Below are 14176 nucleotides of genomic sequence, written 5' to 3'. Positions count from 1 at the left end.
GAAGGGCCGGTATTGCGCCGGCCCCTTTTTATTTTATCAGAAATCGAGTTTCTTTCATGCCTTATGTAAACTCTCGCGCAATCAGCCAAATCGAATGGAATAGCGGCACGCTCTCCGTATGGTTTCGGGGAAGTGGCAGGTATGACTACTACGGCGTTCCTGAGCACGTCTACGAAGCGTTTCTGTCCGCTTCATCAAAAGGACGATTTTACAACGATTGCATTAAGGATCGTTACTAGCTGAAGAGCAATCAAAACCAAACTCCACCCTTGCCACACGCCCACCCCGATGCCATATCCAAGGTGCTAACGTTTTTCTATTTCGACCTACTGTCTCCTTCTACGGCGCTCAGTCTCTCGATCCAGACCGACGACGCCAGGCTGCCGCAACCACGTGGGCAGCACCAAACAGGAGACAACGGATATGCCAGCAGGCACCGTAAAATGGTTCAACACCACCAAAGGCTACGGCTTCATCGCACCCGAAGATGGCGGCAAAGACATCTTCGTACACATCTCGGCCGTCGAACGCTCGGGCCTGACCGGCCTGGCCGACAACCAGAAAGTCATGTACGAGCTGCGCTCGGGTCGTGACGGTCGCGAAAGCGCAGACAATATCGAGCTGGCGTAAGCCGTTCCAAGGGCAGGGATAATCCCCTGCCCTTTTTCTTTTTCGACCGGCGACACCACGGCGATACTGTGTCCGCAGGAATACATCACATTTCGGTTACTCTGCCCCGGTGATTGACCGGATCGGATATCATTCAACATTATCGTTATGATTTCCGTGTTGTTTTGAAGAGAACCACCATGTTCACACGTCGCACATTCGTTACCGCAGCCGCCGCCACCTGTTTGATACCGGGAATGGCCACGGCAAAGAAAAAAGCCGTCGAATACGATCCCACGCCTCAATACGTGAGAATCAAGAAAGAGTTTCTGCCGGGCCAGTTACTGGTGGTGCCGCGCTCTTTCTACCTCTACTTCGTGACCGAGCCGCGCAAAGCCATCCGCTATGGCTGCGGCGTCGGCAAAGCCGGGCTGGAATTCACCGGAACCGCCACGATCGACGTCAAGAAAGAATGGCCCACCTGGAGGCCAACCGAAGAAATGATCGAACGGGAACCAAGGACATATGCCCGCTTCAAGGACAACGACTATGTCCAACCGGGCGGAGGCGACAATCCACTGGGCGCGCGCGCCCTTTACCTGTTCCAAAACGGCGTTGATACATATTTCCGGATACATGGCACAACGCAGCCACAAACGATCGGAACAGCGGCCTCTAACGGGTGTATCCGGATGTTGAACGCACATGTCATAGATTTGTATGCGCGCGTGCCGATCGGTACTGTTGTGACTGTGGTTTGACTAGTTGTCGATCCGCGCGACCAATTCCAGAACATAGGGACCAAGCGCCTGAACGATTAGGGAAACCCCTTCGGCATTAGGATGTATGCCATCCGTTTGCATGAAAGTCTGGGCGGCATTGGGATCACCCTCCGCCGTCAACCCGGTGAAAAAGCTGGGGGCATAGCCGGTCTGATATTGCCCGGCCAGATCGGGGTATATCGCATCGAACTCGGACTTGTAGTCTGCCCCGTAGTTCCCCGGCGCCTGCATACCGACCAACAGAACCGGAACACTGGCTGTATCGGCGGCCTGTATGATCGTTTCAAGGTTGGCGCGCGATACTGCGGGATCGATCCCTCTCAACAGGTCGTTCCCACCCAAAGCAACGATTATTCCGTCTACATCCGGTGTCAGTGTCCACTCGACACGAGACGCCCCGCCTGCTGTTGTGTCCCCGGATACTCCGGCATTGATCAAGCGAACATCGCCTCCCTGTGCCTGCAACCACCGAACCAATTGAGGTACAAAACCATCCTGTTCCGGCAAACCGTACCCTTGGGTCAGCGAGTCCCCCAGAGCCGCGATCACGACGGTCTCGGCTGTGGCCGCAAAGCCGCAGCAAACAAACGCGCCTGACATCAAAGCCTTGCGCAAAATCCCAACCGCTCCATATCCCAATTGACCACCTCCGCTTGGATTGACCTATGACATCACCAGTTCTTTCGCTTCAAAATGCCGCTTTGTCGCTGGATGGCAATGCCGGTCGGGTGGATATTCTGCACGACATCAATTTATCGGTAAACAAGGGCGAAACACTGGGTCTGGTTGGTCCGTCCGGGTCTGGAAAGTCGTCATTGCTGATGCTGATGGGCGGGTTGGAGCAGGCAACAAGCGGCAGGATCACTGCGCTGGGTCACGATCTAACCGGTATGGATGAAGACGCACTTGCCCGTTTCAGACGCAACGCGATGGGCGTTGTTTTCCAGAATTTTCATCTCATCCCGTCGATGACAGCCTTAGAGAACGTCGCCACGCCGTTGGAACTGGCAGGACATCGTGATGCCTTCTCGCGGGCAGAAACTGAGCTGGAGGCCGTCGGACTGGCGCATCGCCGAGATCACTATCCGGCGCAGCTATCTGGGGGAGAGCAACAGCGCGTTGCCCTTGCACGCGCCGTCGCGCCGCGCCCTCAGATATTGCTGGCCGACGAGCCCACCGGGAATTTGGACGAAGCCAACGGCACCGCCATTGTCGACCTGTTGTTTGACCTCCGGGATCGACATGGTGCTACCCTCATACTGGTCACGCATAGCCAGAGCCTGGCCCAAAAATGTGACCGGGTGGTCCGGTTGCGCGACGGGCGCATAACCGAAGACACACAGCAAGAGGCCGCAGAATGAGCCTGCGCCTTGCCGCGCGTTTGGCGCGTCGCGAACTGCGCGGTGGGCTGCGGGGGTTTCAGGTGTTCCTCGCCTGTCTGGCGCTTGGGGTCGCGGCAATCGCCGCGGTTGGGTCCGTTCGCCACGCCATCCAAACCGGATTGTCCGAAGAAGGCGCGGCCCTTTTGGGCGGAGACGCGCAGTTGGAGTTCACCTATCGCTTTGCAAGTGACGATGAACGCGCCTGGATGCAGCAGACGGCACAAGCCCTGTCCGAGGTCGTTGATTTTCGCTCGATGGCCGTTGTCCAGTTGAACGGCGAAACCCAACGCGCCCTGACACAGGTGAAATCGGTTGATGACGCCTATCCCCTTTTGGGGTCGCCGGTCCTGGAGCCCGAAATGCCGCTCTCGGTCGCGTTGGACGGACAAGGGTCGCTGCCCGGCGCCGTCATGGATCCGCTGCTGATCGACCGGTTGGGTTTGGTGATAGGTGACCGGGTTTCGCTTGGAACTCACGACTTTGTAGTGATGGCAGCCCTCGTGCATGAGCCGGACGGGGCCGCAGACGGGTTCGGGTTGGGACCGCGAACGATGGTCCGTACAAAGGACCTTCAAGCGTCTGGACTGCTTGCGCCGGGAACGCTGTTTTCAACAAAATACAGGCTGGACCTGCCGCAAGACACTGATCTCGGAACACTATCAGCAAAGGCGCAGGCGTTCTTTGATGGAACTGGCATGCGCTGGACCGATGCCCGAAACGGCGCGCCCGGAATTTCCGAATTTGTCGCCCGGCTAAGCGCCTTTCTGGTTTTGGTCGGTTTGTCCGGTCTGGCAGTAGGTGGCATCGGCGTCTCTGCCGCAGTGCGCGCTTATCTCGCCCAGAAAACCGAAACCATCGCAACCCTGCGGACATTGGGCGCAGACAAGGCAACCATCTTTCAAACCTACATGATTCAGATCGGTATCTTATCCGGCATAGGCATCGTGCTGGGCCTGATATTGGGCGGGGTTGCGCCTCTGGTCTTGGCACCTCTGATCGAGGCCCGTCTGCCTGTACCGGCAGTGTTTTCACTCTACCCGCAGCCCTTGGCAGAGGCCGCGCTCTACGGGCTTCTCACCGCCTTTTTGTTCACGCTCTGGCCGCTAGCCCGGACAGAAGACGTCCGCGCCGCGACCTTGTTTCGCGATGCCCTGACCTCGGCAAAGGTTCTACCGCGCACCGTGTATGTGATTGCCACAGGTATAGGTCTGGCGCTGCTGATTTCGGCGGCTGCATGGTTCAGCGGGTCTGCGCGCCTGACGCTTTGGACCAGCGGAGGGCTGATCGCCGCACTGCTCCTCTTGTCGCTATCTGCGCTGGGTATCCGCAGGCTTTCACGCCTTGCGGCAAGACCGGCCCGAGGTCGCCCGGCCCTACGCTGGGCGCTGGCGGCCATTTCCAACCCGCGCGAAGGCGCAGCTTCGGTCGTGTTGTCCTTGGGATTGGGCCTTTCGGTACTGGCAGCGGTCGGACAAATCGACGGGACATTGCGCAACGCAATCTCAGGAAACCTGCCCGACGTGGCACCATCCTACTTTTTCGTCGACATCCAGAAAGACCAGATGCCCGGGTTTTCGGATCGTCTGGCAAAGGATCCAGCCGTCAGCCGGGTAGAGAGCGCACCGATGCTGCGGGGCATCATCACCCAGATCAACGGACGCCCAGCGCGGGACGTTGCTGGCGATCATTGGGTTCTGGACGGTGATCGCGGCGTGACCTATTCGGCGCTGCCCCCTAAAAATGCCCGGATCACCGCAGGCAAATGGTGGCCCGAAGATTACTCAGACAGCCCCCAAGTCAGCTTTGCGGCCGAAGAAGCCGAGGAAATGGGCCTCAAACTCGGCGATGAATTGACGGTCAACATTCTCGGACGTGATATTACGGCCGAACTGACATCATTGCGTGAAGTAGATTTCTCGACCGCAGGGATGGGTTTCGTCATGTCCATGAACCCGTCAGCCCTTGCCGGTGCGCCGCACAGTTTCATCGCCACGGTCTACGCCGAAGAACAGGCCGAAGCCGCCATTCTGCGCGATCTGGCCGGGCAGTTTCCAAACATCACTGCGATCCGCGTGCGCGACGCGATCGACCGGGTGTCTGGCCTGTTGGCAGGTCTGGCGGCGGCGACGTCCTACGGGGCGGGCGTTTCACTTCTGACAGGCTTTTTGGTCTTGATCGGCGCTGCTGCCGCAGGCGAACCCGCCCGCAGGTACGAAGCCGCAATCCTTAAAACACTGGGCGCCGACAGACGCCGCATTCTGCTGAGCTTTGCCCTCCGCGCGGTGCTTTTGGGGGCTGCGGCTGGGTCTGTCGCATTGCTGGCGGGTATTCTCGGCGGATGGGCCGTGGCGACATTCATCTTTGACACGGATTTTGCCGTCATTTGGCCTTCGGCCATTGGCATCGTGCTGGCTGGTATCTTCGTAACTCTGGGCGCGGGCCTAGTCTTTGCCCTGCGCCCTCTTGCGGTACGCCCGGCCCGCATCCTGCGGGCCAGCGATTGAACCTATCTTACGCAGGCCACCGGCTGTAGAATTTTCAACAACTGATCGTTGTCGCACACCAGCGCGTCCAAAGTGATCTCATCCAGTGAGGCATAGAAAACTTCGGCCGCATCCTGCAGCGCCAGTCGCAACCGGCAGGCTTCTGTCAAAGGACAGGTATTGTCGGCATCCGCAAAACACTCTGCCAGCGGCAAGTTGCCCTCCACATGGCGGAAAACCGACCCGATGCGGATCTGTTCGGCCGAACGAGCAAGGGTCATGCCGCCGTTCCGCCCGCGTTGCGTACTGAGATAATTGAGCTGACTCAGTTGATTGATCACCTGCGCCAGATGGTTTTCCGAGATATTGCAGGCTTCGGCGATCTCGGACTTGGTCACCAATCTGTCCTGATGCGCCGCACAATACATCAACAGGCGCACTGCTATGTTCGTCCTTTTGGTGATGCGCATGATGGCCTCCCAAATTTCAAGATGGGATCTTATTGCATGTCCGGCAAAAAAGCGGTTTGACATACATCAATCGGCACAACCGGACGCAGAGGCACATGGCAGACCCTTATTTCTTTGGCTATGGCAGCCTCGTGAACCTCGCCACCCACGACTTTCCCGATCCTCGCCCCGCCCGGCTAAAAGGTTGGCGACGAGCCTGGAAGCACACAGACCTGCGACCCGTCGCCTTCCTGACAGCCGTGCCGGACCCTGGCTCGGAGATCGAAGGGATGATCGCCCATGTTCCCAAAAACGATTGGGCCGCGCTGGATGAACGGGAATGGGCCTATGACCGCGTGCCTGCGACGCATTCCATCACGCATCCTCTGGCGCACGATGTTGAGATCGCCGTATATGCCGTTCCTCATCAACGGCACAGCGAGCCGACGGACCAACACCCGCTACTGCTCAGCTATATTGACGTGGTCGTCCAAGGGTATCTGCGCGCCTTTGGCGAGGAAGGAGCCGAGCGTTTCTTCACAACAACCGACGGGTGGGACGCGCCGATCCTGAACGATCGGGCCGAACCACGGTACCCGCGCCATCAACAGCTCAAACCCGACGAGACGCGATTTGTCGATGACCGCCTGCAGTATCTCTCTGCAACCATCATCAACACCCAATAAAAAGGCCGAGGTCAAACCCCGGCCCTTCTTCTGTTCAAAAATACTTCCGCCGGAGGCACGCGCCGCAAGGCGCGTTCGTCACCCCCGCGCGCGGATCACTTGCAGCAAGGGCAACAGGGTCGCCATCTCAGGTCCCCGTTCCATACCCGTCAACGCCTTGCGCAAGGGCATGAACAAGCCTTTGCCCTTCCGACCCGTCGCCTCTTTTACGGCGCTCGTCCATTTGCCCCAGGTCTCCCCATCGAACGGTCCTTCGGGCAGCAGTGCAACAGCCTCGGCGATAAATTCACGGTCTTCGTCAGCGATCAAAGGCTCGGCCCCATCGCGGCACAACTCCCACCAGCCTTTCAGATCGGCCAGCGTGGTGATGTTCTCGCGCGCCATGGCCCAGAAAGGCTCGGCCAGATCAGCGGGAACACCAGCGTCCGCGACGGCATCGGCAACATCAGCCAAAGGCAACGATTGCAAGTGCTTCGCGGTCAGCGGGAACAGGTCCTGCACGTCGAACTTGGTCGGCGCGGCCCCAAATCGGCTGACGTCAAAGCCTTCGATCAACTCGGCCATATCCGATCGCAGTTCGACCGGATCGGACGAGCCCAGACGTGCCATCAGGCTTAACAGAGCCATCGGCTGCACACCCTGTTCGCGCAGATCGCGCAGGGCCAGCGTCCCCAGTCGTTTCGACAGCGCCTCACCCTGAGGGCCGGTCAGCAGTGAATGGTGCGCAAAACGCGGGCAGGTGCCGCCCAGCGCCTCAATGATCTGAATCTGCGTTGCGGTGTTAGTTACGTGGTCTGAGCCGCGCACAACATCCGTGACACCCATCTCGGTGTCATCCACGACCGACGCAATCGTATAAAGAACCTGCCCGTCGCCCCGGATCAGCACCGGATCAGATACCGATGCCGCATCAATCGAGATGTCGCCGAGAATGCCGTCATTCCACTCGATCCGCTCGTGATCCAGCTTGAACCGCCAGACGCCATTGCCACGTTCGGCACGCAGGGCATCTTTCTCAGCATCGCTGAGGTTCAGCGCGGCGCGGTCGTAGACCGGCGGCTTGCCCATGTTCAGTTGCTTCTTGCGCTTCAGGTCCAGCTCGGTCGGTGTCTCGAACGCCTCATAGAACCGGCCCATCTCGCGCAGTTTGTCGGCAGCCTCGGCATAGCGGTCCAGACGGTCGGACTGACGCTCGACCCGGTCCCAGTGCAGGCCCAGCCATTCCATGTCCTGCTTGATCGCGTCGACATATTCTTCCTTCGACCGCTCGGGGTCGGTGTCGTCGATACGCAAGATGAACGTACCGCCAGCTTTGCGGGCAATCAGATAGTTCATCAGGGCGGTGCGCAGGTTGCCCACATGGATGTAACCGGTGGGCGACGGGGCGAAACGGGTGGTTGTCATAGGTGTCTCCTGTTGGCGCGGCTCTTGTCACAGGATGGGCGTTTTGTCCAGCCACCGGGCCTGTTCACGGTATCGTCAAGTGGCAAGTTGATATCTGCGACCTATCTTTCATCTGCTGGCACACACAGGGAGATCAAAAATGACCGTTAAACTGACCCGCCGGGCCGCTTTGGGCGCAGCGGCGGCTTTGCCGTTTGCATCGGCAGCGACACCGCTTCTGGCGGCAGGGGCTGAAACAAAGGCCAACTCGACCATCGCCAAGTCCTTTCACTTGGGTGATTTTACCGTAACGACCCTGCTTGATGGCAGCCTGCCCCGCGATGGCGCCAAAGATATCTTCGGCGGCGGTGCCTCGGATGAGGATTTCGCCAAGGTCTCGGCCGATAACTTCATCTCGCCTGAGGTGGCGCAATTTTTCTTTACTCCTACGCTGGTCAATACAAGTTCTGAACTGGTTCTGTTTGACACTGGCTTGGGTCAGGGCGGTATTCAGTCCGCGCTGGCGGATGCAGGCGTCACCCCTGACCAGATCGACGTCGTTGTCATCACCCACATGCACCCCGACCATATCGGCGGCATGACGACTGATGACACGCCGACCTTTGCAAACGCGCGTTATGTTACCGCCTCGCCCGAGTATGATTTCTGGGCAGCTCAGGATGCGGGAAACCGCGTTGGCGATCTGGTTGCCGCCAAGGTGACTCCTCTGGCCGAGAAAATGACCTTTGTCGAAGACGGCGGAGAAGTCGCGTCAGGCATTACTGCCGTGGCTGCCTACGGCCACACTCCCGGCCACACGGTCTATCACCTGGAAAGCAATGGGCAACGGCTGGTTCTGACGGCTGATCTGGCAAATCACTATGTCTGGTCCTTCGCGCATCCAGAATGGGAGGTCCGCTTTGACATGGACAAAGCGGCCGCGACGGCATCCCGGCGCAATGTGCTGGGCATGCTGGCCGCCGACAAGGTGCCGATGATCGGGTATCACATGCCCTTCCCGGCGGCGGGGTTTGTCGAAACCCGCGGAGAGGGCTTCCGCTTTGTCCCCGTCAGCTATCAGATGATGGGCTAGGCTTAAAATCCGGGGTCCGGCCGCACTTTTGAGCCATCCGTAAATCGGGAAAGGCGAAAGGCGGCCGGATCCACGCACGGCTCGACACCGGTGACAAGGTCCGCCATCAACCGCCCCGCGCCCGGGCCGATCCCGAACCCGTGCCCTGAAAACCCGGTAGCAATGAACATCCCCTGCAGGTCGTCGACCTCGGAAATCACTGGGACCGCATCAGGGGTGACATCAATCATCCCTCCCCAGCTTTGAACGATCTCGGCCTGTTTCAATGCCGGAACACCTTTGCAGGCACGCGCCCAAGCCTGCCTCAGCACTCTGGTCGAGGGCTCGGGATCCAGCGTGCGGCAGCGCTCGAACGGAGTAACGTCGGTCGGAAGCCACCGTCGGTCCTGTTGCGCCTCAGCCGCCCAACGCTTGGAAACCCGAAACCGCAGCGAACGCCATTCTTGTCTGTAGGCGGGAAGGAAACGCCGGGCCAGACGAAAACTGTCGGGCACGATATCGACCGTATTTTCGTGCCCTGACGCAATCGTATAGCCCCCATCAGCCCGTTTCCGCATGGCAAAGTCATCTGACCACAAAGCCGTCTCTGGCCCTTCGACCTGCGAGGTGCGCAGCACCGTGTTCAGCACCTTTAACTGCGGAAGGTCGATCCCCGCATTCCCAGCAAACAGTCGCGACCAGGCACCACCCGCCAGCACGACCTGCTTACAAGACACACGCCCCCTTTCGGTGAAAACTCCAGCAACCAGACCGGACTGCACATCGACACTACGCACGGCGCAATTTGTCATCAAAACCGCGCCACGGTCACGGGCAGCTTCGGCAATGGCAGGGGCTGCCCATTGCGGCTCGGCACGGCCGTCCTGCGGCATGTGCAAAGCATATTGCAGCCCGGTCGCGCATCCGGGCAACAACGCCTGCAAATCCGCCCCCGACACCATTCTCGCGCCCGCCTGCAACCCATCTATGTGACGCATCCATCGTTCCAGATTGTCGCGGTCTCTGGTGCCGGATGCTCCAAACAGAATCCCGGATTGGGTGAAACCTGTCTTGCGGCCGATCTTTCGATCGAGATCAGCCCAGATACGCTGCGCCTCGACCATCAGCGGGATTTCGCGCGGGTCGCGCATACCCAATCGCACCCAGCCCCAGTTCCGAGAGCTTTGCTCGCCCGCGATTTGACCTTTTTCGCACAGCAAAACGGACAGGCCGCGCTCGGACAGCTCCAGCGCGGTCGCGGAACCGATAATTCCTCCTCCGATGATGACCACGTCCACACTCTTGGGCAGGCACAGATCAGGCTCGACTGGGGTTGGTTTTGGGCCGGGCATTTACCGCTCTTTTGTCATTGCTCTGGCAGCAGAGAATGCCCGACACGGAAACCGAGGCAATACGACCGAAGTCGTGTTTTGAACTATTTTGGAGACATGTGGCACCGGCGCAAGGGTCCGGTGTTGCGGTAGTTTCGATCTGCGTACGGACGCGTCAGGCCGTGCCGACCAGTTCCGCCCATTTCTGACGCAGCGAGGTTGTGAACCCGATATCAGTTGCCGGCGGTTCTTCGGCCGGGGTGTCTTTGACCTCCGGCTCAGCCACCTGTTTCTGCTGCGCAATTTTCGACCCGATCTCACGGAGACCGGCATCTTCGTTCAGGACATTCGCAATGGCGTTATCAAGCTCGCCCTCATCCAAAACCCGCCCTTTGGATTGCATTGATTTCCAAGGCAACGGCGAGTGGAGAGGTTTGTCGTATTGCTCACGCATAATCGTACCAAATCATCAAATCCAACACCCCGGGGCGCGGCGAGTCGAGAAAGGCTCTTTGGAGACCGACCATAGGCTCGTGACTGTTCTCAATGAGTCAAACCCGCCCCAGATAGGGCAATTTTTCAACAAAACTATGGCGAAAAAATGTCATGCCCTCAAGCCGATGGCATGCTTCAGCCGCTGCGCAACGACCCAAGTGGCGAAATTGGAAACACTTAGTCAGAAATCACCAGATTGCACATGCGACAGAAACCGCAAGGGCGCGACAAAAGCCCTTCAGGACTGATCGCGCCAGCGATTCACAATCGGGTATCTGCGATCCAGCCAAAACGCGCGGCTGGTAAGCCGGGTTCCCGGAGCAGATTGGAAGCGTTTGTATTCACTAATGTAAATCAGATGCTCGACCCTGCGCGCGACATCGCGGTCAAACCCCGCCGCGACGCAGTCTGCAACCGAACCCTCCTGATCCACCAGAATGTCCAGAATCGCGTCCAAGACGGGATAGTCCGGCAAGCTGTCGCTATCTTTCTGATCTTCACGCAGTTCCGCGCTGGGGGGTTTGTCAATCACGGAAGGCCGGATCACCTCACCCGAAGGGCCCGACATCCAGTCACGGTGATTGACGTTACGCCATCGGCATGTCTCGAAAACGCGCGTTTTGTACAAGTCCTTGATCGGGTTATAGCCGCCGTTCATGTCACCGTAGATCGTCGCATACCCTACTGCGACCTCGGACTTGTTTCCGGTGGTCAACAGCATCTCGCCAAATTTGTTCGAGATGGCCATCAAGAGCAATCCGCGTAACCGAGACTGAATATTCTCCTCGGTCAAATCGGCATCCCGACCGGCAAACAGAGGAGCCAGCGTTTCGGTCACGGCTGACCGGCTGTCCGAGATCGGGACAAAATCATAGTGCACACCCAACGCTTTGGCGACGGCCTCGGCGTCGTCCAGCGAACCCTGACTGGTGTATTCCGAAGGCAGCATCACGCACCTGACATTCTCGGCCCCAATCGCGTCTACCGCGATGGCGGCGACCAGCGCAGAATCCACGCCGCCGGACAAACCCAGAACCGCCTTCTTGAACCCTGTTTTTCCCATGTAGTCGCGCAACGACTGGACCATTGCGCGATAGTCCTGCTCCCATTCATCCGGCTGGGGCACGACATCGGCAGACACAATCCGCCAGCCATCATCCCCACGCTCAAGATCGACATGGGTGACTGCTTCATCGAACACGGGCATGCGGAACGCCAGCTCGCCACCCGGGTTCAGACCAAACGTGCCCCCATCAAAGACCTGATCGTCCTGTCCACCCACCATGTTGAGGTAGATCAGCGGCAGACCGGTCTCGACCACCCTTGCGACCATGTGATTCAGGCGCACATCATATTTGTTGCGAAAATAGGGGGACCCGTTTGGGATCAAGAGAAACTCAGCCCCGGTTTCCTCAAGCGTTTCGGCCACGTCCGGGTGCCAGCCGTCTTCGCAGATAGGGCTTCCGATCCGGGTATTTCCCACCGAATAGGGGCCGCCCAGAGGTCCCGAGTCGTATAACCTGACTTCGTCAAAGACGGTCTCATTGGGCAAGTGATGCTTTAACGCCTTGCTGCCGATCCTACCGTTCTTGAGGATGAGATAGGCGTTGTACAGGCCGTCACCTTCGACCCACGGCCCTCCAATTGCGATCGCAGGACCATCAGCACATCGCACGGCCAGTTCCTCGACAGCAGCCATAGCAGCCTGATGAAACGCAGGCTTCATCACCAGATCCTGCGTGTTATAGCCCGTGATGAACATTTCCGGCAGGGCAACCATATCCGCCCCGGCTGCGCGCGCTTGCTCCCACGCGGCGAACGCCTTGGCTGCATTGCCGTCTATGTCCCCTACAATGGGATTCAGTTGCGCCAAAGTGATGCGGAAACGGTCGGCCATGCTGCCCTCTTGCCCTCGTCAGTCCTATTGCATTTATCAGATCGAACCGCGAGGAAAAGGCAAATGCGGCAAAAGCCGTTGCCCTGCCACCAACGGTATCTTAGTTTTGCGCAAAAGGACGATAACCGGGCAGGCTGGAACGACCATGAATTCACTTCGCACCTCTCTCGCCGTCACAGCGATTGCTTTGATGACAACGGCCGTCGCCGCGCAAGATGGGCAAGTGATTGTCGCGGATGACGAGGTCGGCGGCGTGTACGAAGGGACATTCCTCAACGGCCTGCGGCACGGAACAGGAACCTATCGCCTTCCGAACGGCTTTGAATATTCCGGCGAATGGGCCGAAGGGGAAATTCAGGGCAAGGGAATCGCTCGGTACGTCAACGGTTCGGTCTACGAAGGCATGTTCGCCAACGGCCAACCCGAAGGTCAGGGCAAAATCGTGTATCCCGATGGCGGCAGCTATGACGGGGATTGGGCCAATGGCTCGATCAACGGTAACGGCGTGGCGATCTACGCCAATGGCGTGCGTTATGAAGGAGGATTCAAGGACGCGCGCTATCACGGCAAGGGCGTACTGACTGACCCGAGCGGCTATGTCTATGACGGCGATTGGGTGGACGGTACCAAACATGGCAAGGGAAAGATCACATCGGCACAAGGCAGCGTCTACGAAGGCGACATCCAGAACGGCCAGCGGCAGGGACAGGGAACTCTGACCGTGCCGGATGGCATGACGTACACTGGCGCGTGGTCAGAGGACCGCATGACTGGCAAAGGTCGGCTGCTACAGGCAAACGGGGATCTGTACGAAGGCGATCTTGTCGATGGCAGGCGTCAGGGGGTCGGCAAGGCCACATATGCCAACGGCGCCACCTACGAAGGCAACTATGTCGACGACCGTCGCCACGGAAAAGGCCGGTTTCTTGGGACAGACGGCTTTGAATACAACGGCGACTGGGCAGATGGACAGATCGAAGGCTTTGGCGAGCTGACCTACCCGGACGGCTCGACCTACGTCGGAGATTTCAGCGCAGACCTACCGCATGGCAAGGGCATGCACACCTATTCCGACGGCATAATCTACGAAGGTGACTGGATCGCCGGTGTGTTCGAGGGCAGCGGAAAGGCAACATATCCCAATGGTGCCGTGTATTCCGGGCAATTCAAAAACGGCCTCAGCCACGGAACGGGTGTCCTGACATTTGCCAATGGCTATCGGTACGAAGGCGATTGGGCCGAGGGCGCGCGGCAAGGCAAAGGCAAGGCCAGCTTCCCGGATGGAACCGTGTACGAAGGTGATTTTGCAGACGGCAAACGCCACGGTCAGGGAACCATTACGACACCACGGGGCTTTAGCTACACCGGCGGTTGGGCCGAGGGCAAAATCAGCGGAACGGGTGTCGCCACGTATGCGACCGGTGATGTTTACCAAGGCGGATTTCTGGACAACAAGCGCCACGGTGACGGCACAATGCGATATGCCAATGGTCAGGAAGAAACCGGGGTATGGGAAAACGGGGTACTGCCCAGCGAAGGCGCCGCTGAACCTGAGACAGCCCTGCCTGAGGAAAACGTGACCGAAACACCCTCTGACGGTTGACCCG

General features: G+C 58.8%; 14 protein-coding genes. 8 read left to right on the top strand and 6 right to left on the bottom strand.

All coding sequences use genetic code 11. The features are described 5' to 3' along the window. Positions 1-56 precede the first annotated feature (56 nt). The 3 genes from ACR0LH_RS19425 to ACR0LH_RS19415 all read left to right on the top strand — a co-directional run bounded on the left by ACR0LH_RS19425 (position 57) and on the right by ACR0LH_RS19415 (position 1370). Positions 57-239 carry a KTSC domain-containing protein gene (locus ACR0LH_RS19425; RefSeq protein WP_480722158.1) on the top strand — a complete coding sequence of 61 codons (183 nt, stop codon included), beginning with the start codon at positions 57-59 and terminating at the stop codon, positions 237-239. A gap of 184 nt (positions 240-423) precedes the next feature. Further along, positions 424-630: a cold-shock protein gene (locus tag ACR0LH_RS19420; protein ID WP_480722156.1), complete on the top strand. Its 207-nt coding sequence runs from the start codon at positions 424-426 to the stop codon at positions 628-630. A 179-nt stretch (positions 631-809) separates the two neighbouring features. After that, positions 810-1370, top strand: a complete 561-nt coding sequence (locus ACR0LH_RS19415; RefSeq protein ID WP_170388946.1) for a L,D-transpeptidase — start codon at positions 810-812, stop codon at positions 1368-1370. Here the strand turns inward: ACR0LH_RS19415 and ACR0LH_RS19410 are convergent, their stop codons facing one another. Continuing rightward, a complete protein-coding gene (locus tag ACR0LH_RS19410) occupies positions 1371-1991 on the bottom strand; it encodes an arylesterase (RefSeq protein ID WP_480722205.1) in 621 nt (206 codons plus the stop codon). Between the two features lie 65 nt (positions 1992-2056). On the opposite strand from ACR0LH_RS19410, the gene ACR0LH_RS19405 reads away from it, so the two are divergent. Together ACR0LH_RS19405 and ACR0LH_RS19400 are read left to right on the top strand one after the other, a co-directional pair. Next, a complete protein-coding gene (locus ACR0LH_RS19405) occupies positions 2057-2752 on the top strand; it encodes an ABC transporter ATP-binding protein (protein WP_480722154.1) in 696 nt (231 codons plus the stop codon). Continuing rightward, the gene (locus ACR0LH_RS19400; RefSeq protein ID WP_480722152.1) at positions 2749-5277 is read left to right on the top strand and encodes an ABC transporter permease; all 2529 of its coding nucleotides are present in this window, start codon (positions 2749-2751) and stop codon (positions 5275-5277) included. The genes ACR0LH_RS19405 and ACR0LH_RS19400 overlap by 4 nt, the downstream gene beginning before the upstream one ends. A gap of 2 nt (positions 5278-5279) precedes the next feature. On the opposite strand, the gene ACR0LH_RS19395 is transcribed toward ACR0LH_RS19400, so the two are convergent. Beyond that, positions 5280-5726 carry an Rrf2 family transcriptional regulator gene (locus ACR0LH_RS19395; RefSeq protein ID WP_170388942.1) on the bottom strand — a complete coding sequence of 149 codons (447 nt, stop codon included), beginning with the start codon at positions 5724-5726 and terminating at the stop codon, positions 5280-5282. Between the two features lie 95 nt (positions 5727-5821). Here ACR0LH_RS19395 and ACR0LH_RS19390 point away from each other — a divergent pair, with 95 nt between their 5' ends. Beyond that, on the top strand, positions 5822-6391 hold the full coding sequence (locus ACR0LH_RS19390; RefSeq protein ID WP_480722151.1) for a gamma-glutamylcyclotransferase family protein: 570 nt from the start codon (positions 5822-5824) through the stop codon (positions 6389-6391). Positions 6392-6469: 78 nt separating this feature from the next. Here the strand turns inward: ACR0LH_RS19390 and gltX are convergent, their stop codons facing one another. Continuing rightward, positions 6470-7795, bottom strand: coding sequence for a glutamate--tRNA ligase (gltX, locus tag ACR0LH_RS19385; protein ID WP_480722150.1), 1326 nt, complete (start codon positions 7793-7795; stop codon positions 6470-6472). 139 nt (positions 7796-7934) lie between these two features. Here gltX and ACR0LH_RS19380 point away from each other — a divergent pair, with 139 nt between their 5' ends. Beyond that, positions 7935-8867, top strand: coding sequence for an MBL fold metallo-hydrolase (locus tag ACR0LH_RS19380; RefSeq protein ID WP_480722149.1), 933 nt, complete (start codon positions 7935-7937; stop codon positions 8865-8867). Between the two features lie 2 nt (positions 8868-8869). Here ACR0LH_RS19380 and ACR0LH_RS19375 read toward each other — a convergent pair whose 3' ends face one another. From ACR0LH_RS19375 to ACR0LH_RS19365, 3 genes are all read right to left on the bottom strand, one after another. After that, positions 8870-10198 (bottom strand): NAD(P)/FAD-dependent oxidoreductase, encoded by a 1329-nt coding sequence (locus ACR0LH_RS19375; protein ID WP_480722148.1) that lies wholly within the window; start codon positions 10196-10198, stop codon positions 8870-8872. Positions 10199-10352: 154 nt separating this feature from the next. Next, a complete protein-coding gene (locus ACR0LH_RS19370) occupies positions 10353-10580 on the bottom strand; it encodes a hypothetical protein (protein ID WP_480722147.1) in 228 nt (75 codons plus the stop codon). 330 nt (positions 10581-10910) lie between these two features. Further along, positions 10911-12569, bottom strand: a complete 1659-nt coding sequence (locus tag ACR0LH_RS19365) for an NAD+ synthase (protein WP_480722146.1) — start codon at positions 12567-12569, stop codon at positions 10911-10913. A 145-nt stretch (positions 12570-12714) separates the two neighbouring features. Here ACR0LH_RS19365 and ACR0LH_RS19360 point away from each other — a divergent pair, with 145 nt between their 5' ends. After that, positions 12715-14172: an MORN repeat-containing protein gene (locus tag ACR0LH_RS19360; RefSeq protein WP_480722145.1), complete on the top strand. Its 1458-nt coding sequence runs from the start codon at positions 12715-12717 to the stop codon at positions 14170-14172. The last annotated feature ends 4 nt before the right edge of the window (positions 14173-14176 follow it).

It is taken from the genome of Ruegeria sp. CL6 (assembly GCF_056536465.1).
This window is presented reverse-complemented; position numbering and strand designations above follow the sequence as displayed.

Coding starts and splice junctions, on each gene's coding strand:
- ACR0LH_RS19370 (WP_480722147.1), bottom strand. CDS start 10,580: ATGCAATCCAAAGGGCGGGTTTTGGATGAGGGCGAGCTTGATAACGCC.
- ACR0LH_RS19410 (WP_480722205.1), bottom strand. CDS start 1,991: ATGTCAGGCGCGTTTGTTTGCTGCGGCTTTGCGGCCACAGCCGAGACC.
- gltX (WP_480722150.1), bottom strand. CDS start 7,795: ATGACAACCACCCGTTTCGCCCCGTCGCCCACCGGTTACATCCATGTG.
- ACR0LH_RS19375 (WP_480722148.1), bottom strand. CDS start 10,198: ATGCCCGGCCCAAAACCAACCCCAGTCGAGCCTGATCTGTGCCTGCCC.
- ACR0LH_RS19425 (WP_480722158.1), top strand. CDS start 57: ATGCCTTATGTAAACTCTCGCGCAATCAGCCAAATCGAATGGAATAGC.
- ACR0LH_RS19400 (WP_480722152.1), top strand. CDS start 2,749: ATGAGCCTGCGCCTTGCCGCGCGTTTGGCGCGTCGCGAACTGCGCGGT.
- ACR0LH_RS19390 (WP_480722151.1), top strand. CDS start 5,822: ATGGCAGACCCTTATTTCTTTGGCTATGGCAGCCTCGTGAACCTCGCC.
- ACR0LH_RS19395 (WP_170388942.1), bottom strand. CDS start 5,726: ATGCGCATCACCAAAAGGACGAACATAGCAGTGCGCCTGTTGATGTAT.
- ACR0LH_RS19405 (WP_480722154.1), top strand. CDS start 2,057: ATGACATCACCAGTTCTTTCGCTTCAAAATGCCGCTTTGTCGCTGGAT.
- ACR0LH_RS19420 (WP_480722156.1), top strand. CDS start 424: ATGCCAGCAGGCACCGTAAAATGGTTCAACACCACCAAAGGCTACGGC.
- ACR0LH_RS19360 (WP_480722145.1), top strand. CDS start 12,715: ATGAATTCACTTCGCACCTCTCTCGCCGTCACAGCGATTGCTTTGATG.
- ACR0LH_RS19365 (WP_480722146.1), bottom strand. CDS start 12,569: ATGGCCGACCGTTTCCGCATCACTTTGGCGCAACTGAATCCCATTGTA.
- ACR0LH_RS19380 (WP_480722149.1), top strand. CDS start 7,935: ATGACCGTTAAACTGACCCGCCGGGCCGCTTTGGGCGCAGCGGCGGCT.
- ACR0LH_RS19415 (WP_170388946.1), top strand. CDS start 810: ATGTTCACACGTCGCACATTCGTTACCGCAGCCGCCGCCACCTGTTTG.